Genomic DNA, 22758 nt, shown 5'->3' on the forward strand with positions numbered 1-22758 from the left:
TCAACGATTTGATTATTACCAACCCGGATTCTGAATCAATCCATATTTCTTGTTTATCTCATCTATAGGCAGAGGCAACAGGAAATACTTGTCGTTCCACTTTTCAGGTTTTGCATACTGACGCGTTTCCGCCATTGCATGAGATACGGCATAAGAAAAGCCGCTTGGCTCACCGGCCGCTTTTTTAATAATCAGACGTGACAATTGTCCGGTAAATATATCTGCGCGTTTCCAACGTACCAGATCGAAATAGCGTACTTCTTCATAGCCGAATTCAATGGCTCTTTCGCGTAATATTGCTTCACGCAACGGTTTGCCGGCCGGAACATCTGTTGCCGAAATCGCAGGCATACCCGCACGCAGTCTGGTTTTATTCAGATAATCATAAGCCGTATTGCCAAACTCATCACGGACTTCCGCCTTATTCAATTCGTTCATCGCTTCGGCCATATTCAAATAAACCTCCGGAAGGCGGATCAACGGACAAGAATAAAATTTACCATTCACTTCGTCATTGAAGTTCCGTATGAATTTTCTCATGGCAACCCCATTGTAACTCATTCGTCCGTCTTTATAAGGCGCCTGGGTGGCTCCTTCATAAATCTGCACTTTCTGGGCGCCCTTAAACTTATCTCCATTCACAGCAACCGTTTCATATAAGCGGATGTCTCTTCTGGGGTTTCCGTCCTTATCAAAGAAAGGGAATTTATTATGGTCCGGATTGTTCCAGTCGAATTCTGTTCCGTCTTTCATCTGAAACATATCGACATAAGTCAATGTAGGAGAAGCAACTCCATAACGCATCTGGGCAAACGGAAGCTTTCCGGTAGCATAAGTGGTGAATCTTCTGGAAGAAATCAAGACTTCACCGTTATGGCGATTGAAATATCCTGCTGCAAAATCATCGCGGGGATTACCTGTATTCACCAGTTGATAAGCGTCCAAGTTCTTTTTATTAGCCCGCATAAATTCTAATCCGGCATCCAACGCCTTCTGCCACCTGTCTGGTGAATAGTTACCATACCAAGTAAGGAATTGAGACGAAGCATCTCCTTCCAGATAGGGTTTTTCAGCATTAAATAAAGGACTCGCCACAAACTGAAGCACCCTGGACTTTAACGCTAAAGCAGAAGCAGCCGTCATTCGTCCGTCATTATCTGCATTCACCTGCCAAGGCAGTACAGAGGCTGCCGCATCCAGTAATCCAACAATCTTCTGTACGGTTTCTTCCACTGTCATACGAGGAAATTTCATCGCATCTTCTGCCGTATATGCATGGTCTATCCACGGCATACCACCATAATAACGGAGCATTTGAGAATAATGATAGGCAATGATTACTTGCGCTTCCGCTTTTCCTATCGCTTTCTCATCCGCAGTCATATCCGGCACTCTATCCACATTCTCAATGTAAATGTAGGCTCTTCGAATACCATAAACCGGCCCTACTCCTATCGTAGCACTGGCGACATCCAACCGATATGGAAGATGTTCCAGATATGTATTTGTTCCGTCCACTGTTCCTGTATAGAATTTAGGCGCTCCCTTTTTCGTCCAGTCACCCAGATCGGTTAGCATTTCCAGAACGCCATATCCCAGACGTCCTTGCATCGGCAGATAATCCGGCAGGGAATGATAAGTTTCCGCCAGTGCCTGCTCAGCATATACCTTTTTGTTAAAAACAGAATCGATATTCTGTTCGTTACTTATCGGCTTATCCAGAAATTTCTCTCCAAATTTAAGGTCTTCGCACCCTATCAGTGTCAATACAGAGAGAGAAAGACAGCCTATATATTTTTTATAGTTTTTCATTGTCAGCACTATTAAAAGGTTAGATTAATACCTAAATTATATATTTTAATGATAGGGTAAGAATCCGCATTATTCGGATTACATTCAGGGTCCATGATGTCAAACTTATCAAAAGTCAGCAGATTATAGCCTGTCAGTTTTATACCTAACTGCTGGATACCCAGTTTCTTCAACATCTTCTTATCTGTGAAGTTATATCCTATTGTCACATTCTTCAGCTTCAAATAAGAACCGTCTCGCACCCACAAAGAGGAGGAACGCATATTATAGACTGCATTTGTCTCTGTAAACCGCGGTGTAGTAGCTGTATTAGCCGTTTCCGGTGTCCAGCGCGTATCTGCATGGAACTGCATCAAACCACGGATTTTACCATTACCAAAAGGTTCTCTGAAAGCTCCGTCCAGCAACAAAGAGCGTTGTGCAGCACCAGTCCAGTTCATCGTCAGGAAAAAGCCTTTGTAATTGATGCCATAATTCAATCCGAATGTATAAGCCGGACGAGTCGGGTTTCCAATGATAGTCTGGTCGTCGGAAGTAATTTCCTCATCACCGTTCAAATCCCGGTATTTCACATCACCCGGTTTCACGGACACACCCGGATCGGGCAGACCTGCTACCAGTTTGCCGTTCTCTCCGAAGTCCGCTTCTGTATAGAAACCGTCCGCTACATACCCGAAGAGTGTCCCGACCGGATTTCCTGTCCGCCACATATAAGGTTCATTAGGCTCAACCTCGTCTTGGAAAATAATCTTATTCTTTGAATAGGAAACGTTTGCCTGAACATTATACTGAACCTGCCCAATCTTGTCATTCCACCTCACTTCTACCTCATATCCACGGTTTTTCACTTTACCCATATTTACGGCAGGTAGAATTGATGAAGTCAACCCCGTTAATAAAGGTACTGTCTTACGATTGATGAGAATATCCTTACGTTCTTCGAGGAAATAGTCCAAAGAGATTTTCAGACGGCTCTTCAAGAAATGAACGTCCAATCCATAGTTCTGTTTCAGCGCAGTTTCCCAAGTCACGTTCGGATTACCCAGACGCTTCTCCAATGCACCCAGAATTAACGCCTTACTGTTATAACCAAAGTTGAATCCATACTTATTGTTATTCCATCCGTCTACTCCGCTCAGATTCACATCATAAGAGTCCGGCAGGAATAAGAAGCGGTTATTTCCAAGATTGTCATTTCCGACCAAGCCGACAGAAGCACGGAATTTCAGATAATCAACCACCTTCTGTTTTTTCATGAAGGCCTCTTCCGACAGGATATAACCGATGGAACCGGCAGGAAACGCACCGAATCTCTTACCCGGAGCAAAATTCTCAGAACCATTATAACCGAAGTTAACTTCTGCCATATAGCGGGATTTGTAATCATACGTCAGACGGCCTACAAAACCGATGTAAGCAGACGGTACTCCCACCCATTGAGCGGGATAGTATTTCTTACTCTGATTGTACAAGAACAATCCCCCGACATTATGAAAACCAAACTTACGGTTATATCTCAAGCTTGCTTCCAGATACCAGTCTCGTGCCCGCGAGGAAGTTTCCTCATATTGCAAGCTCTTATTTTCTCCTTTGATCTTATAAACAATATTCTTGTTGAAATCTGGCGAATCATAACCAAGTGACGGATCTTCCAAAGAAGATTGATAGAAAGGCATAAATTGTTCCACTTGCCCTTTACGCTTTTTGGTAAAACCATAACTCGTATTATAAGCACCTTTTATTTCCGCCGACAATCCTTTGGTTATGAAATCCAACTTCTGATTCAACAGAAGGTCCAGATTCATCGTATTATTAATAGCAGTTGAGTAACCCGTTCCATAACATTTAGGCAAAGCACTGTTGCCCAGATTTATTTTATTATCAAAACGTTCCTCGGGGGTAACTATGAGTTGTCCGTCAATTACACCCGGACTACTGAACGGAGTTGTCTGATTAATCAGTGTCCAGATCGAATTAGTCGCATCATTAATCATCGGCTCATTCCGGTTACCTACAATCCCGCCGATACCAATCTTCAGCGTGGTAGTCTTAGTTACATTAAAGTCTAAATTCGCACGATAATTGTATCTTTTGTATTTATAATTATTATCATACCCCACTCCTTCAAACTGTTTCAACAGACCATTCTGATATAAGAAACCTAAAGATATGAAGTAACGTATATCCTTTGTTCCTCCGGAAATATTCAGGTTATGCTGTGTCTGCATAGATGTTTTATTAAGCAGATACTTTCTCCAGTCGATACTGGGGTACATAATAGCTTCATCATTCAATCTGAACCGTTCAACTGCATAATTATTGAACACCAAATCGTTCTCGGTAGCATTTGGTTTGTCATTTGTTATAATCTCGTTTCTTAAAGTAGCATACGTATAGCTGTCTGCCATTTCAAGCATACGGGTGGGCATCTGGATACCAACTGAAGAATTTACGGAAATTTTCGCTTTGCCTTCCTTACCACGACGTGTAGTCACCAAAATTACGCCATTTGCACCACGCACACCGAACACGGCAGTAGCAGAAGCGTCTTTCAGAACCGTCACGCTCTCTATTTCATTCGGGTCCATTTGATAAAACGAACGTTCTATACCATCCACCAAAATCAAAGGAGAGGAAGCACTTTCTGTCAAGGACCCCACTCCGCGAATAAACACCTTAGGGTCTTCCTGTCCCGGCTGACCGCTAGTCTGGACGGATGAGAGTCCTGTAATCTGACCCGCCAGGGAATTGGCCACACTTGCATTCGGCGAACGTATCAACGCTTCATTGTTTACAGCAGAAATAGCTCCTGTCAGAGTTTCTTTCTTTTGTGTACCATAGGCCACAACTGTAACTTCCTGAAGTTCATTGGCCGTTTCTTTTAAAATAATTTTCAGTTGTTTGCGTCCATTTAATGGCACTTCTTGAGGTTCATATCCCATGAACGAAATTTGCAGAACTGCTTTTTGAAGATTGCTTACTTTTAAATGGAAAACACCATTCATGTCAGTAATAGCACCGTTGGCCGTGCCTTTTTCCTTTACATTGGCACCAATCACCTCTAAGTTAGATTCATCCAATACAGTTCCCGTTACTGTATTTTGCGCCCATGCCAAGAGCGAACAACACATAAGCATTAACGTACTGATGCACCTCTTGCATCTTTTTAGTCTCGTCAGTTTGTTCATAATAATAAATTTAAGAATTTGAAATAGGTTTGTTAAAAACACTCGCCACAAATTAAGTGAATGTAATAGTTTTTAAGATACAATTATCATACTAAAAAGGGACAAAATAGTACAAAATAAGAAATAAAAAGCATTAAAATTAGCTGTATTACTCATAGTATCAGGATGTCACGCTAGAAAAATACAGCCTATTCATCGTTTCTTCTTGACTTTACCATACTCGAGAGGTGATACTCAAAAAGTTAATTTACCAAGTTCTTCTTTCACCGTAAATCTATGCCAACTCCACATACCATTACCAGACTCCATTGAATAGTTCATAAATAAATTAAAATTGAACTATTGACATACCTATTAGACTTATTATTCTCCTTTATTAATCAAATTATTCCCTATCTTTGACTCCCGAAATTCAAACCTAATACAAAAACCCATGAAGAAACAACTACTCTCTTGCTGCTTGGCTGCATTGGGACTGACAGCAATTCAAGCACAAAGCTTCAATGAGTGGAAAGACCCGGAAGTGAATTCCGTAAACCGCTCCGCTATGCACACTAATTACTTTGCTTACGCATCGGCTGATGAAGCTAAAGCCGGCATTAAAGAAAATTCAACGAATTTCATGACCCTGAACGGTCCGTGGAAATTCAACTGGGTAAGACATGCAGATGCACGACCGACCGACTTTTATCAAACTAATTTCAACGACAAAGGTTGGGATGACCTTCAGGTGCCTGGCGTTTGGGAGTTGAACGGTTACGGTGATCCTATCTATGTCAACGTAGGATATGCCTGGAGAAGCCAATTCAAAAACAATCCTCCGCAAGTGCCGACAGAAAACAATCACGTAGGCTCTTACCGGAAAGAAATCATCCTTCCCGCCGACTGGAAAGGCAAAGAGATTTTTGCGCATTTCGGCTCGGTAACTTCCAACATGTACCTTTGGGTGAACGGACGTTACGTAGGATATAGCGAAGACAGCAAACTGGAAGCCGAGTTCAACCTGACCAACTACCTGAAACCGGGTAAAAACGTGATTGCCTTCCAGGTATTCCGCTGGTGCGACGGCAGTTATCTGGAAGATCAGGACTTCTTCCGCTACTCTGGCGTAGGACGTGACTGCTATCTTTACGCACGTGACAAGAAATACATCCAGGATATTCGCCTCACTCCAGATTTGGATAGCCAATATAAAGACGGTACGCTGAACATAGCCGTTGATCTGAAAGGAAGCGGCACAGTTGCCTTGGACTTGACAGATACTCAAGGTAACAGTGTAGCAACTGCCGACCTGAAAGGCTCTGGCAAATTAAACACTACCCTATCCATCTCCAACCCGGCCAAATGGACTGCCGAAACGCCTAATCTCTACACGCTGACCGCTACACTGAAAAACGGCAACAACGTAGTAGAAGTAATCCCCGTTAAAGTAGGATTCCGCAAGATTGAGCTAAAAGGCGGACAGATACTCGTCAACGGGCAACCGGTACTCTTCAAAGGAGCCGACCGCCACGAAATGGACCCGGACGGCGGTTATGTCGTTTCTCTCGAACGTATGTTGCAGGATATCAAAGTAATGAAAGAATTGAATATCAACGCTGTGCGTACCTGCCATTATCCGGACGACAACCGTTGGTATGACCTTTGTGACCAATATGGTCTGTATGTAGTGGCCGAAACCAACGTAGAATCTCACGGAATGGGTTACGGCGATCAGACACTGGCAAAGAACCCGAGTTACGCTAAAGCTCACATGGAGCGTAACCAACGCAATGTACAACGCGGATACAACCATCCGTCCATCATCTTTTGGTCACTGGGCAACGAAGCCGGCATGGGACCGAACTTTGAGGAATGCTACACTTGGATTAAGAACGAAGACAAGACACGTGCCGTACAGTATGAACAAGCAGGAACCAGCGAATTCACCGATATTTTCTGCCCGATGTATTATGACTACGACGCTTGTATCAAATATAGCGAAGGCGACATCCAAAAGCCGTTAATCCAATGCGAATACGCGCACGCAATGGGTAATTCACAGGGAGGATTCAAAGAATACTGGGACATCATCCGCAAATATCCGAAATATCAGGGTGGATTTATCTGGGACTTTGTAGATCAGTCCTGCCACTGGAAAAACAAAGACGGAGTAAATATCTATGGTTATGGCGGTGATTTCAACAAATACGACGCTTCGGACAACAACTTCAACGATAACGGTTTAATCAGCCCCGACCGCGTGCCTAATCCGCATGCTTATGAAGTAGCTTATTTCTATCAGGATATATGGACTACTCCTGCGGATCTTGCCAAAGGTGAAATCAATATCTTCAACGAATATTTCTTCCGCGACCTCTCTGCATATTATATGGAATGGCAATTACTGGCAAACGGGGAAGTAGTGCAAACAGGCATTGTATCCGACCTGAAAGTTGCACCCCAGCAAACTGTGAAAGTGCAAATTCCGTTTGACGTGAAGAATATCTGTCCTTGCAAGGAATTGTTGCTGAATGTGAGCTATAAACTGAAAGCCGCCGAAACGTTGCTGCCAGCAGGAACGACTATCGCTTACGACCAGTTAAGCATCCGCGACTACAAAGCACCGGGACTGAAACTGGAAAATCAACAGGCTTCCAACGTTCCGGTTATCGTGCCCAGTATTTTGGATAACGACCGCAATTACCTGATTGTTAAAGGTGAAAACTTCTCTATGGACTTCAATAAGCACAATGGTTACCTTTGTCGCTACGACGTCAATGGTATGCAAATGATGGAAGACGGCAGCGCATTGACTCCTAACTTCTGGCGTGCACCGACCGACAATGATTTCGGAGCCGGACTGCAACATAAATATGCTGCATGGAAGAATCCGGAGCTGAAACTGACTTCTCTAAAACATGCTATTGAAAACGATCAGGCAGTGGTTCGTGCTGAATATGATATGAAATCGATAGGTGGAACATTGTCACTGACTTATACTATTAATAATAAAGGTGCAGTGAAGGTTACGCAGAAGATGGTGGCAGACAAGAGCAAGAAGGTTTCTGAAATGTTCCGCTTCGGTATGCAAATGCGTATGCCTGTCAACTTCAATGAGGTGGAGTACTACGGCCGTGGTCCGGGAGAAAACTATGCTGACCGTAACCACGGAGCCATGCTAGGCAAATACCGCCAGACAGTAGAAGAACAATTCTATCCTTACATCCGCCCGCAGGAAACCGGAACCAAAACGGATATCCGCTGGTGGAGACTTCTGAACATTAGTGGTAACGGATTGCAATTCATATCGGATGCTCCTTTCTCTGCTTCTGCCCTGAATTATACCATCGAGTCATTGGATGACGGTGACGGTAAAGATCAACGTCACTCACCGGAAGTAGAAAAGGCAGACTTCACCAATTTCTGTATCGATAAGGCACAAGCAGGGCTTGCTTGTGTGAACAGTTGGGGAGCTATACCACTGGAAAAATACCGTCTTCCTTACCAAGATTATGAGTTAAGTTTTATTATGACTCCTGTATATCATAAAATAAAGTAAAAAACATAGTTAAAAAACACGGTATCAGAGAACAAGAATACCGAATTTAAAGTACTTTTGCAGCCGGAAACTAATTTAACCGAATTAGTTTCCGGCTTTTTCTTCCTTAACCCCCTTAATCTATATGGACGAACAGCACACTGGCAACAAACGCATTAAATTAAAAAACAGATATTTATTAAGTATGAAAAGTAGAATTGTTTTATTTGCATTTTGCGTAGCCCTCTTGTCTAGTTGTGGCAATAAGGGCAATGACACAGGAAAGGCTCCTGAATATGCAGTACAAGAGTTACAAAAAACAACTGCCAATTTAACAACCGCTTATCCGGCTACAATCAAAGGTAAACAAGATGTAGAAATCCGCCCCCAAGTATCGGGCTTCATCACGAAACTGTGTGTAGACGAAGGAGCAACTGTACGTAAGGGACAAGTGTTGTTCATTGTTGACCCGACTCAATATGAAGCAGCCGTACGCACTGCCAAAGCAGCAGTTGCTACAGCCGAAGCAGCAGTGAGCACTCAACAAATGACGTATGACAATAAGAAAGAGTTGAACAAGAAGCAAATTATCAGTGACTATGACCTGGCAATGGCAGAAAACTCTCTGGCACAAACCAAAGCACAGTTGGCACAGGCAAAAGCACAACTGACCACTGCTCAACAGAACTTGTCATTCACACAAGTTAAAAGCCCGTCAGATGGTGTTATCAACGATATTCCTTATCGTATAGGGGCACTAGTAAGCCCTTCTATCGCTACACCGATGACTACCGTATCCGAAATTGACGAAGTATACGTATACTTCTCAATGACAGAAAAGGAATTGCTGGCAATGACCAAGTCCGGTAGCACAATCAAAGAAGAAATCAGCAAGATACCGACTATCAAACTGCAACTAATCGACGGTTCCACATACGATGTAGATGGAAAAGTAGACGCTATCACAGGCGTTATCGACCAATCTACCGGTTCGGTAAGCATTCGTGCTATCTTCCCGAATAAGGAACATGTATTGCGTAGTGGAGGCACGGCAAACGCTCTGATTCCTTATACCATGGAGAATGTAATCACTATACCGCAGTCTGCAACAGTAGAAATCCAGGATAAGAAGTTCGTTTATGTTCTGCAACCGGACAACACAGTGAAATATACAGAAATCAAAATCTTTAATCTGGATAACGGGAAAGAGTACTTGGTTACTTCCGGTTTGAATTCAGGAGATAAAATTGTAATCGAAGGAGTACAAAACCTGAAAGATGGCCAGAAGGTTCAACCTATCACACCAGCGCAGAAAGAAGCAAACTATCAACAACATTTGAAAGACCAACGCGACGGTAATTTAGCCACAGCCTTCAACTAATAATCAGATAATCATATGAAATTAGATAGATTTATTAACCGTCCGGTACTATCAACCGTTATTTCTATCCTGATAGTCATCCTGGGGGCTATCGGATTGGCGACACTGCCTATCACGCAGTATCCGGACATCGCGCCTCCTACTGTTTCGGTAAGAGCCACCTATACGGGAGCCAGTGCATCGACCGTATTGAATTCCGTGATTGCTCCATTGGAGGAACAGATCAACGGTGTTGAAAACATGATGTATATGACCTCAACTGCGTCAAACACAGGTTCCGGTGAGATATCCATATATTTTAAACAAGGAACAGACCCGGACATGGCCGCTGTCAATGTACAAAACCGTGTCTCTATGGCACAAGGTCTGTTGCCTGCCGAAGTAACTAAAGTCGGTGTAACCACTCAAAAACGCCAGACTTCCATGCTGGTAGTATTCTCTCTATATGACGAGACAGATACATATAGCGAATCATTTATTGAAAACTATGCTAAAATCAACCTAATCCCACAAGTACAACGTGTTCAAGGTGTAGGTGATGCTAACGTTTTGGGTCAGGATTATTCTATGCGTATCTGGTTACGACCGGACGTCATGGCACAATACAAGCTCGTACCTAGTGATGTTTCCACTGCTCTGGCAGAACAAAATGTCGAAGCAGCTCCAGGACAGTTCGGTGAACGAAGTAACCAAACTTTCCAATATACTATCCGCTATAAAGGACGTTTGCAACAGCCTGAAGAGTTTGAAAATATCGTTATCAAATCTCTTCCTGACGGTGAAGTACTCCGTCTGAAAGATATAGCAGAAATTCAGCTGGACCGTTTGGGATATAACTTTACCAACCGGGTAGACGGCCACAAATCTGTGACTTGTATCGTATACCAGATGGCAGGAACCAATGCGACACAGACCATCAGTGATATTGAAGCATTGTTGGATGAAGCATCAAAAACGTTACCTACCGGATTGAAACTGAACATCTCCATGAATGCCAACGACTTCCTCTTCGCTTCTATCCATGAAGTATTGAAGACGTTGATCGAAGCATTTATCCTGGTGTTTATCGTAGTGTATATCTTCTTGCAGGATTTACGTTCGACATTGATTCCGACTATCGCCATTCCGGTAGCTCTGATCGGTACTTTCTTCATCCTGTCCCTGGTAGGATTCAGTTTGAACTTGTTGACGTTATGTGCGCTCGTGCTTGCTATCGCGATTGTGGTCGACGATGCGATTGTGGTCGTCGAGGGTGTGCATGCCAAGCTTGACCAAGGTTATACATCTGCCCGTCTGGCTTCTATCGATGCCATGAATGAATTGGGTGGTGCTATCGTATCTATTACGTTGGTCATGATGGCCGTATTCGTTCCGGTAAGTTTCATGGGAGGTACAGCAGGAACATTCTATCGTCAGTTCGGTATGACTATGGCTATCGCTATCGGTCTGTCCGCATTGAACGCATTGACTTTGAGTCCGGCTTTGTGTGCCGTTCTTCTGAAACCTCACAAAAAAGAAGACGGAACAACGGAAGACTCCACATTGAAAGAACGCATGAAAGTAGCCTATACGGCAGCCCATACAACCATGATCAACAGATATACCGAGGCTATCGGAAAGATGTTGCATCCGGGAATTACACTTACTTTCACGCTTATTGCCATTCTCGGCATGATCTTTGGTTTGTTCAGTATCAATCCAATAGTCACTGCAATTTTCGTAGTGCTTAGTATTCTGGCACTGATCGGAATGAGTACGAAGAAGTTTAAAAACAGATTCAACGATACATACGAATCAATCCTGAAACGTTATAAGAAACGAGTACTGTTCTTTATCCAGAAGAAATGGTTGTCTATGGGATTAGTTGTCGCTTCCATTGTGATACTTGTATTCTTCATGAACACCACTCCGACAGGTATGGTGCCTAATGAAGATACCGGAACGCTGATGGGAGCAGTAACATTGCCTCCGGGTACTTCTCAAGACCGTTCTGAAAAAATCATGGCACGTGTAGACAGTCTGATCGCTTCCGATCCTGCGGTATTGTCACGTACCATGATTTCCGGATTCAGCTTTATCGGTGGCCAGGGACCATCATACGGTTCTTTCATCATCAAACTGAAAGACTGGGACGAACGTTCCATGATACAGAATTCAGACGTTGTAGTCGGTTCCTTATATATGCGTGCACAAAAGATTATTAAAGAAGCACAGGTATTGTTCTTCGCTCCTCCTATGATCCCGGGTTACTCGGCATCTACGGATATTGAGGTCAATATGCAAGATAAGACCGGTGGTGACCTGAACAAATTCTTCGATGTGGTTAATGATTATACGGCAGCACTGGAAGCACGTCCGGAAATCAATTCGGCAAAGACTTCCTTCAACCCGAATTTCCCGCAATACATGATCGACATCGATGCAGCAGCTTGTAAAAAAGCAGGTATCAGCCCGAGCGATATCCTCACTACTATGCAAGGATATTACGGAGGTTTATATGCATCCAACTTCAATCGTTTCGGTAAGATGTATCGTGTTATGATTCAGTCAGATCCGTTATCACGCAAAAACCTGGAATCTTTAAAAAATATCAAGGTGCGTAATAGTGCAGGCGAGATGGCCCCGATTGCCCAGTTCATTTCTGTGGAGAAAGTATATGGTCCGGATATTATTAGTCGTTTCAACCTTTATACCTCTATGAAAGTAATGGTAGCTCCGGCAAGTGGTTATACATCCGGTCAGGCATTGACGGCTCTTGCCGAAGTTGCTCAAGAAAACCTGCCTACCGGTTATACGTATGAACTAGGAGGTATGGCGCGTGAAGAGGCTCAAAGTAGCGGAAGTGCTACCGGACTGATTTTTGTACTCTGTTTTGTATTCGTTTACTTATTGTTGAGTGCACAGTACGAAAGTTACATTCTTCCATTGGCCGTATTATTATCCATTCCGTTCGGTCTGTTAGGCAGTTTCCTGTTTGTGAATGGTGTAAGTGCTATCGGTAATATTTCGGCATTGAAGATGATTCTGGGTACGATGTCAAACAATATCTATATGCAGATCGCGTTAATCATGTTGATGGGTCTGTTGGCGAAGAATGCCATCTTGATCGTAGAGTTCGCCCTAGATCGTCGCAAGATGGGTATGAGTATCACTTGGGCAGCTGTATTGGGTGCCGGTGCTCGTCTCCGCCCGATTCTGATGACATCATTGGCGATGGTAGTCGGTTTGCTTCCGTTGATGTTTGCCTTCGGTGTAGGTGCCCACGGTAACCGTACACTAGGTACTGCCTCTATCGGTGGTATGTTAATCGGTATGATTTGCCAAATTTTCATCGTTCCTGCCTTGTTTGTTATCTTCCAGTATCTGCAAGAGAAAGTTAAACCGATGGAATGGGAAGATATTGACAATGCAGATGCCGTAACAGAGATTGAACAATACGCTAAATAATGAAATTCGATATGAAGAAACAGATTCTATATATGTTGTGCGCAACTGCTCTCTTGAGCAGCTGCCACATCTATAAGTCGTATGACAGACCCGAAGATATCACTACTTCCGGCCTGTATCGCGATCCGGTAGCGGATAATGATACACTGGCTTCGGATACAGCTAACTTCGGAAATCTGCCGTGGAGAGAAGTCTTCACCGACCCGCAACTCCAGTCACTCATCGAAGCAGGACTGAAACAAAATACGGACCTCTTGTCTGCTGCACAGAATGTGAAAGCGGCAGAAGCATCCCTGATGTCGGCACGTTTGGCTTATGCTCCGTCACTGGGATTGTCTCCGCAAGGAACGATTAGCTGCTTCGACAAGAACGCAGCTACAAAAACTTATTCATTACCTGTCACAGCTAGTTGGCAAATTGATTTGTTTGGTCAGCTACTGAATGCTAAACGGAGTGCCCAGGTTACTCTGAAGCAAACTAAGGCTTACCGCCAGGCAGTACAGACACAGGTTATCTCTAACGTCGCCAATATGTATTATACATTAATGATGTTGGACCGCCAGTTGGAAATAACCAAGGCTACAGCAGAAATTCTGAAAAAGAATGCAGAAACGATGGAAGCCATGAAAGATGCGGCCATGTATAGCATCAATTCAGCTGGTGTAGAACAAAGTAAAGCCGCTTACGCACAGGTACTTGCCAGTATTCCTGATATCGAGCAGAGTATCCGCGAAACGGAAAATGCACTGTCTACTCTTTTGGGAGAGGCTCCCCATGCCATCAAGCGTGGTGAATTGGAAGCACAAGTACTTCCAACCGAACTTTCCGCCGGTGTGCCTATTCAGCTATTATCCAATCGTCCGGACGTAAAAGCAGCCGAAATGTCATTGGCTAGTTGCTATTATAATACCAACTCGGCTCGTGCCGCTTTCTATCCGCAAATCACACTTAGCGGTTCAGCAGGATGGACAAATAATTCAGGAGCCGGAATCGTTAATCCCGGCAAATTGTTGGCCTCTGTTGTCGGTTCACTGACACAGCCATTGTTCTACCGCGGACAGAACATCGCTCGCCTGAAAGCTGCTAAAGCGCAGGAAGAACAAGCGAAATTATCTTTCCAACAAGCCTTATTGAATGCTGGTAGTGAGGTTAGCAATGCGCTAAGTTTATACCAAAAGACCAGTGAAAAGGTAGAATCTCGCCAAATGCAGGTAGAATCTGCTAAAAAAGCTTCGGAAGATACAAAAGAATTGTTTAACTTAGGGACCTCAACCTACCTGGAAGTATTGTCTGCACAACAGTCTTACCTGAGCGCACAAATCTCTCAGGTTTCTGATTGCTTTGATCGAATGCAGGCAGTAGTAAGCCTTTACCAGGCACTGGGTGGTGGAAGAGAAGAATAACTTTAAACATATACTATTATGATTAGTCCGTTAGCTTACGTAGATCCCGAAGCAAAGCTAGGCAAGAATGTAACTGTTCTGCCTTTTGCCTACATCGAAAAGAATGTAGAGATCGGAGATGACTGCGTCATCATGTCTTACGCTAGTATCTTGCAAGGTACTAAAATGGGAAAAGGAAATAAGGTACATCAGAATGCCGTCCTCGGAGCGGAACCGCAAGATTTCCACTACACAGGAGAAGAAAGTAGCCTGATTATTGGAGATAACAACGATATTCGTGAGAATGTGGTAATCAGCCGCGCTACATTTGCCGGCAATGCTACCAAAATCGGAAATGGAAACTACCTAATGGATAAGGTACACCTTTGCCATGATGTACAAATCAGCAATAACTGTGTAGTAGGCATAGGTACTACCATTGCAGGAGAGTGTATGCTGGATGACTGCGCTATCCTAAGTGGCAATGTCACCTTACACCAATATTGTCATATAGGTAGCTGGACACTGGTACAAAGTGGATGCCGTATATCTAAGGATGTGCCTCCATACGTTATCATGTCAGGAAATCCGGTGGCATATCACGGTGTAAATGCTGTGGTTCTCTCGCAACATCGCAATACATCGGAAAGAGTCCTCCGTCACATCGCCAACGCATACCGTTTGATTTATCAGGGTAATTTTAGCGTTCAGGATGCTGTACAGAAGATCATCGATCAGGTTCCTATGAGTGAGGAGATCGAGAATATTGTAAATTTCGTGAAGAACTCGGAAAGAGGGATTGTGAAATAAACAAAGTGAGTCCATATAAAGAAGGTTGATACTTTTTCAAGTATCAACCTTCTTTTTTATCTTCAAATTCAAAGATTCAATTCACTATTCAAACTCCAACGTTCCGAAGAAATCAGGGCGGTGGAAATCCGGCTGTTCAATCTGTATCGGATTCCATGAAAGGAAATGAGGGGTCTGCAATTCATCGCCACATTTATAGAAATTAGCTTTTATCTCCTTTCCGTCGAGCGAATCAATCTGGTGCTTAAAGAACACAGAATACGGAATAATAAGGGCCACTTCCCAGTCCGTTTCACCGATGCGTTCAGCAAAAGGCTGATTACCCAGACTAGACCAGCGTTGTACAAGAGCAGTCACCTCTTTCGGTGCATGTTCGCGGTTGTTACGCACAGGTCCGGCACCCACCAGAATAGTTCCGATGCAATTGCATTCTATATTATAATAGATCCCGTCGCCTGCAGGTATGGAAAAGAATTCCACGCAGGAGTCAGTCCATACAGAACCGTTATCTTCTCCATACTTGGCACGTACACTCTCCTCTTTCACTTTAAAATGTAGCAAAATCGAGTTCTGTGTGTGAGCAATTCGAAAATTCACTTTAGGTTTGTAAGGATATTCAGCCCAATTGACACACTGAATCGGCTGAAAATCTATTTTTTCTTCATCGAATAGTTTAGGAAGCGAACAAGCCTCCACGTTAGCCGCACTAATTTTCTTTACTTTCATATATCTTTCGTTTGAATGATACAAATATAGTTACTTTCTTTGGTTTACACCTTATTTCTATGTTATTTTTAAATTGCAAATTATTATATCAAAAAATAATATTTAGTTAAATATTGCTCAACTATTATATAATGAGATATTTTTTCATATATTTGCCATCACTTAACCGATTAAATAGATACTGTTTATGAAAACATCCCTTAAAGACATAGCAGAAACCTTAAAATTATCCAAGACAACAATCTCTTGGGTACTTTCTGGTAAGGGGGATGAAAAAGGTATTAGTCTTGCTACACAAGAAAAAGTCTTTCAATGCGCCAAACAGTTGAATTACCAGCCTAATTTATTAGCCAGAAGCCTAAATACAGGTATATCAGGCACAATCGGATTAATCATACCGGATATTACAGACTCTTTTTACTCCAAAGTTGCCCGTTCTATAGAAAAGGAAGCGGAAACACAAGGCTATTCATTAATGATTTGTAGCTCTGAATCTGAAATAGAAAGAGAAAACAGAATGATCCGGTTATTCAAAGCGAAACAGGTGGATGGAATTATAGTAGCCCCCACAAAAGTTTCTAAAATTGAAATACAGAATCTAGTCAAAGAAGGCTATCCATTAGTCTTATTTGACCGCTACTTTCCTGAGATGCAGACAAACTACATCATTATTGACAATGAAGGCAGTAGCTACGAGTTAGTAAAGAAAATGATCGATAACGGATCATCTAAAATAGCTATTATTACCACGAATCCTCATCTCCGCACAATGAATATGAGACGAGAAGGGTATGCAAGAGCTTTAATTGAAGCCAACCTACCCGTTGATCCTGATCTATATGGAGAGGTGACCTTTGTTGATTATGAGAAGAATGTTTTCAAGACTCTTGATCAAATATTCAGCAAAGTACCTGATGTAGATGGGTTCTTCTTCACAACCCATATTTTGGCTCTGGAAGCATTCCGTTACTTTTATGAAAAAGGAATCAATATAAATAAAGGATATGAATTGGCTTGTATTCATGGAGTATCAGCATTCCGTGTCTTAGCACCTAATATGAACATCGCAAGAATGCCAATAGAAGAGATCGGTAAGAATGCCGTAAGGATTCTACTTGGCGATATCAAATATCGCTTGGAAAATTCGACCGAAAAAAGAGAAGTAGAAACACTTGTCCTGCCATGTTCATTACCCTAGTCATGATTTTACATTTTTTCTTCAATCACTTAACCGGTTTAGTGAAAATAAATAATGATATCAAATTAACAAATGTAACAATAAAGAAAATAGCCCTCTAATTATTAACATAAAGATACAGAATTATGAAGTTCCAAATTAAAAATGAAAAATACATGCTGGCTCTATTAGGACTTCTAGTATGGGCATGCAGCAGTAACAACATTGATATTGAAAATATGCGATGTGAATATCAAATTTCTCCAATTGGCATTGATTCACCAGCACCGCGTTTTACTTGGAATTACACAACCAATAATGAAGATGCAACAGAGTTTTCTCAAGACAGCTATCAGCTATATATCGCCACCCGGGAACAAGATTTGAGAAACTCATCCGATAATAGCTGGCAATCTGACACTATTTACTCTGACACTCCTCATGCGACCTATCAAGGATCAGAAAAATTGAAATCCAGAACTCGTTATTACTGGCAAGTAATAGCATGGGATAAAACAAAGGAACATAAGATTATCTCTCCTATATCCAGTTTTGAAACAGCTCAACTCAACCAAAGTGACTGGACAGGAGTATGGATTACTGATAATCATGATAAAGATTATACGCCAGCGCCCATGTTGCGCAAGTCGTTTATCGCTCAAGATGATATACAACAAGCAAGATTATATGTAAGTGCCGCTGCATATTATAAAATGACATTAAATGGTAAATCAATAACATCATCACATCTCAATCCGGGTTTTACTCATTATGATAAAAGAAATCTGTATAACACATACGACGTCACTTCACAACTGCTCAAAGGAGAGAACGTACTATCTGCAATACTTGGGAACGGATTCTACAACGAATCGGCCCCTGTAGCAACATGGAGCTATGAGCAAGCCCGCTGGCGTAACCGCCCAAGAATGATCTGCGAAATGGAGATATTATATAAAAATGGAGAAAAGCAAACCATCCATTCAGATTCTACTTGGAAAACGAGTATCGGTCCTTATATACAAAACAATATTTATAGTGGTGATACCTATGATGCATGTCTTGCAATTGCTGGATGGGACAAACCGGGTTTTGATGACTCTAAATGGACAAATGCAATTCAGGTGGCTGCCCCTTCTCCCCTACTAGTATCACAAAACATGCCTGCTATTGAAACGGAACAATTTATCACTCCAATCAATATGCGTTCTTTTGGTGATACAGTCTATGTATACGATTTTGGAGTTAATATGTCAGGGGTCTGTACTCTTTCTATCAATGGCAAGAAAGGCACTAAAGTCAGTATGCAACACGGCGAATTGCTAAAAGATAACGGACGCTTGGAAATGCGCAACTTAGATATTTACTACAAACCATTACCTGGCCTCGCTTTTCAAACAGACACTTATATATTGGACGGAAAACAAGGTACATTCACTCCAGATTTTACATATCATGGATTTCAATATGTAGAAGTTCGTTCAGATCGTCCTGTAAAACTTACTAAAGAGAGCTTAACCGCTCAATTCATACATACGGCTGTTCCTCCTGTTGGTAAATTCAGTTGTTCAAATGAACTATTAAATAAAATATGGAAAGCTGCTAATCAATCATATTTATCAAATCTGATGAGTATCCCGACTGACTGTCCCCAACGAGAGAAAAATGGATGGACTGCCGATGCACACATAACAATGGATTTAGGATTATTAAACTTCGATGGTATTACTTTCTATGAAAAATGGCTCGATGATATGATTGATAATCAAAATGAAGAAGGACGTATATCGGGAATCATTCCTAGTTCCGGATGGGGCTATGATGACTGGATAGGTCCTGTATGGGATGCTGCCATGTTTATCGTGCCAATGGCAATTTACCACTACTATGGAGAAACAAGAAGCATCGAAAAACTATGGCCTGTATGTACTAAATACCTTGCCTACCTCGCAGGACGCGAGGACGCGGAAGGAACCGTAACTTACGGAATTGGTGACTGGGTATTCCATAAAACACAAACCCCTACAGAATTCACCACTACCTGCTATTACTATTTAGACAATCTGTATATGGCTAAATTTGCAGAACTCATAGGAAAAGACGGTAGTAGTTATGCTAAGAAAGCAGAAGAATTGAAATTACTTATCAATCACAAATACTTCGACACATCCAAAGCTATTTATGCCAATGGTTCGCAAGCAGCACAAGGAGTTGCCTTATACCTTGGAATCGTTCCTAAAGAATACGAACAGCAGGTTGCAGATAATCTTTCTACGATGATAAAAGCCAATAAAAACCTGCTCGATTTTGGAGTTTTAGGCAGTAAAACAGTCCTGCGGATGCTTTCCAAATATGGATATGCTGACTTGGCATATCAGATGGCCGCACAAGAAGAAGCTCCATCTTGGGGTAACTGGATAAAACAAGGTTTCACTACACTGGCAGAAACATGGATACTTTCACCTGAATTTAGAGATGCCTCTATAAATCACATGTTTCTTGGAGACATTAATGCATGGATGTACAATGTATTGGCAGGCATTAATTATGATGAACAGAAACCCGGATTCAAACATATTCTTATCCAACCTCATTTCGTAAAAGGTCTTGACTGGGTAAAAGCAGAATATAAATCTGTAAACGGAATCATTCGTTCTGAATGGGAACGTAAAGGAGAACAAGTGATTCTCAAAGTCACGATCCCAGTCAATACGAATGCGACAGTAGAATATAATGGTAAAAAGATAGATTTAAGGTCAGGAAAACATCAACTCACATTTTAATTGAAACAAAAGAAAGGAGGTTTAATAGAGATATATAAAGAAGCAAAAAAATGAGACCGTTATGTAATACTATAAAAATATAACACTAGTTACTTTGTCACACCATCAATCAAATCTATTAACAATGAATAAAATCAGTACACTGCTATTTTTGATATTTCTCACTTGTACAAGTGGTGTTTTTGCCGATTCCGGTAGTTCCATCTCCTTAAATGGAACATGGGAACTCTCTTATTGGATGCAACCTGAAGAACCTATAACTTCGCCCAAGGACATGCAACTAGCTGAAGTGAAACATCTATCAGCCCAAGTCCCCGGTAATGTAGAACTAGACCTAATGGCTGCCAACTTAATTAAAGATCCGATGATTGGCAGTAATGTAAATGAATTACGCAAATGGGAAGGCTATCAATGGTGTTATTCCAAATCATTCGTAGCGCCACAACTAAAACCAGGACAACAATATCAACTCTTCTTTGCCGGAATAGACTGTCTGGCCGATATATGGCTGAATGGAAAACACATTGGCAAAGCAGAAAATATGATGATTGAACATGCTTTTGATGTAACTAAAGAAATAAAAGCAGGAGAAAGCAATCAACTCCAAGTGATACTCCGTTCATCTGTTATTGAAGGACAAAAACATCTGTTAGGGACATTCAGTATTGGAAACTTCCCGTCTGAAGAATCCGTATTCATCAGAAAAGCTCCGCACACCTATGGATGGGACATTCTGCCACGATTAGTCAGTGCAGGTTTGTGGAGAGATGTAGAATTACGCGTATTGAATCCGGCACGTCTCACAGATGTTCACTATATGGTCGCCAATGTAGACACTGCTACCAGAAATGTACGTTTGTATACTGATGTACAAGTAAAACTACCTTTCGAAAAGTTCGACAAAGTGAAAGCCGTATATACACTAAGTCGCCATGGGAAAGAAATATATAAAGGAAGCTCTGTTGTCGTTTCCCCAGCATTCCGATATATAATGGAAATCAAGAATGCTGATTTATGGTGGCCAAGAGGATATGGAGAACCGGCTTTATATGATGCAAAAGTAGAGTTAGTAGATTCTGACGGCACTATTTTATCAACAGATAATAAACGGGTAGGCCTCCGCACGATTCAACTAGACATTACAGACATCAACCTCCCACCGGATCATCCGGGTAAATTCTGTTTCATAGTCAATGGAGAACCTATTTTTATTCACGGAACCAATTGGGTACCCATGGATGCACTCCATAGCCGGGATCATTCTTTCGTAGACGAATCTATCCGCATGGCTGTAGAATTAAACTGCAATATGATACGTTGTTGGGGTGGCAACGTGTATGAAGATCATCATTTCTTTGATTTATGCGATGAAAACGGCATTATGGTATGGCAGGATTTTACGATGGGATGCACTTTCTATCCTCAACGTAGCTCATTTACACAAGCATTGGAAGAAGAGGCCATTTCTGTTGTATGCAAATTACGTAATCATCCATCACTCGTTTTATGGTCAGGAAATAATGAAGACGATTGTGCACTGCGCTGGTCTTTGCAACCATTTAATATTAATCCAAATCAGGATGTAGTTAGCCGCAAGGTCCTTCCGGCAGTTATTTATGAGTTTGACCCTACCCGCCCTTATCTTCCCAGCTCTCCTTACTACAGCCAAGCGGTATATGAAAGAGGAAGTGCTGACCAATATTTACCAGAAAACCATTTATGGGGTCCCAGAGGATATTACAAAGACAAATTCTATACGGATGCTACTTGCTGCTTTGTCAGTGAAATCGGCTATCACGGCTGCCCTAATTTAGAAAGTCTCCAGAAAATGATGACAAAAGATGCCGTATATCCCTGGACAAAAAATCATGAATGGAATGATGAATGGGTTACCAAATCTGTTCGTAGATTCCCAGAATGGGGAAAGACATTCGATCGCAATAATCTTATGATTAATCAGGTACGTTTACTTTTTGGTGAAGTTCCCTCCAAACTGGATGATTTTATATTCGCTTCTCAATCCGTACAGGCAGAAGCTATGAAATATTTCATAGAAATGTGGCGTGGAAAGAAGTTTGACGACAAGACTGGTATTGTCTGGTGGAACCTGCGGGATGGATGGCCAGTGATCTCTGATGCGATTGTTGACTACTACAATTCAAAGAAGATGGCATATTATTTCATCAAGAATGTTCAACAGGATGTTTGTGTACTAATCAATGATGCAGAAGGCGGAAATTACCCACTGATAGGAACGAATGACACACGCAACGTACAAAGTGGTAATGTAACGGTAACAGATGCATCCTCGGGACGTAAAATCTATGAGAGCACTTTCCGTATTCCAGCCAATCAAAAGGTCAGAATAGCCTCACTACCGGAAGAAAGCGGTCAAGGAATCTATCTGATCCAATACCAGATCGGTAATCAGAAATTCATGAATCATTACCTATACGGCAAGGCACCTTTCAACTTGAAAGAATACAAGCGGCTGTTACAAAAAACCGGATTATACGCTAAAAAATAATAGTT

At 42.0% G+C, this 22758-nt stretch carries 11 protein-coding genes; 8 read left to right on the top strand and 3 right to left on the bottom strand.

Annotated elements, in window-relative coordinates:
• Positions 1–15 precede the first annotated feature (15 nt).
• Together DXA54_RS12635 and DXA54_RS12640 are read right to left on the bottom strand one after the other, a co-directional pair.
• Positions 16–1812 carry a RagB/SusD family nutrient uptake outer membrane protein gene (locus DXA54_RS12635; RefSeq protein WP_120079647.1) on the bottom strand — a complete coding sequence of 599 codons (1797 nt, stop codon included), beginning with the start codon at positions 1810–1812 and terminating at the stop codon, positions 16–18.
• Positions 1813–1823: 11 nt separating this feature from the next.
• Positions 1824–4949 carry a SusC/RagA family TonB-linked outer membrane protein gene (locus tag DXA54_RS12640; protein ID WP_061447849.1) on the bottom strand — a complete coding sequence of 1042 codons (3126 nt, stop codon included), beginning with the start codon at positions 4947–4949 and terminating at the stop codon, positions 1824–1826.
• Positions 4950–5433: 484 nt separating this feature from the next.
• Between DXA54_RS12640 and DXA54_RS12645 the strand changes: the two genes are divergently transcribed.
• The 5 genes from DXA54_RS12645 to lpxA all read left to right on the top strand — a co-directional run bounded on the left by DXA54_RS12645 (position 5434) and on the right by lpxA (position 15540).
• Complete coding sequence (locus DXA54_RS12645; protein ID WP_120079625.1) at positions 5434–8541, top strand: glycoside hydrolase family 2 TIM barrel-domain containing protein; 3108 nt, start codon at positions 5434–5436, stop codon at positions 8539–8541.
• Positions 8542–8725: 184 nt separating this feature from the next.
• Positions 8726–9901: an efflux RND transporter periplasmic adaptor subunit gene (locus DXA54_RS12650; RefSeq protein WP_032841908.1), complete on the top strand. Its 1176-nt coding sequence runs from the start codon at positions 8726–8728 to the stop codon at positions 9899–9901.
• Between the two features lie 15 nt (positions 9902–9916).
• The gene (locus DXA54_RS12655; RefSeq protein ID WP_120079627.1) at positions 9917–13348 is read left to right on the top strand and encodes an efflux RND transporter permease subunit; all 3432 of its coding nucleotides are present in this window, start codon (positions 9917–9919) and stop codon (positions 13346–13348) included.
• Between the two features lie 11 nt (positions 13349–13359).
• Positions 13360–14751 (top strand): TolC family protein, encoded by a 1392-nt coding sequence (locus tag DXA54_RS12660; RefSeq protein WP_120079649.1) that lies wholly within the window; start codon positions 13360–13362, stop codon positions 14749–14751.
• 18 nt (positions 14752–14769) lie between these two features.
• Complete coding sequence (gene lpxA, locus DXA54_RS12665; protein WP_004307481.1) at positions 14770–15540, top strand: acyl-ACP--UDP-N-acetylglucosamine O-acyltransferase; 771 nt, start codon at positions 14770–14772, stop codon at positions 15538–15540.
• Positions 15541–15624: 84 nt separating this feature from the next.
• On the opposite strand, the gene DXA54_RS12670 is transcribed toward lpxA, so the two are convergent.
• Positions 15625–16266: a carbohydrate-binding family 9-like protein gene (locus DXA54_RS12670; RefSeq protein ID WP_004307482.1), complete on the bottom strand. Its 642-nt coding sequence runs from the start codon at positions 16264–16266 to the stop codon at positions 15625–15627.
• Positions 16267–16453: 187 nt separating this feature from the next.
• Here DXA54_RS12670 and DXA54_RS12675 point away from each other — a divergent pair, with 187 nt between their 5' ends.
• The 3 genes from DXA54_RS12675 (at position 16454) to DXA54_RS12685 (ending at position 22753) form a co-directional block, all read left to right on the top strand.
• A complete protein-coding gene (locus DXA54_RS12675; RefSeq protein ID WP_008023950.1) occupies positions 16454–17464 on the top strand; it encodes a LacI family DNA-binding transcriptional regulator in 1011 nt (336 codons plus the stop codon).
• A 125-nt stretch (positions 17465–17589) separates the two neighbouring features.
• Positions 17590–20226 (top strand): family 78 glycoside hydrolase catalytic domain, encoded by a 2637-nt coding sequence (locus tag DXA54_RS12680; protein WP_032852686.1) that lies wholly within the window; start codon positions 17590–17592, stop codon positions 20224–20226.
• Between the two features lie 124 nt (positions 20227–20350).
• Entirely contained in the window at positions 20351–22753 is a 2403-nt protein-coding gene (locus DXA54_RS12685) for a glycoside hydrolase family 2 protein (protein WP_120079629.1), read from the top strand.
• Positions 22754–22758: the final 5 nt, after the last annotated feature.

Source organism: Bacteroides sp. OF03-11BH (assembly GCF_003604005.1).
Taxonomy (GTDB): Bacteria; Bacteroidota; Bacteroidia; order Bacteroidales; family Bacteroidaceae; genus Bacteroides; species Bacteroides ovatus.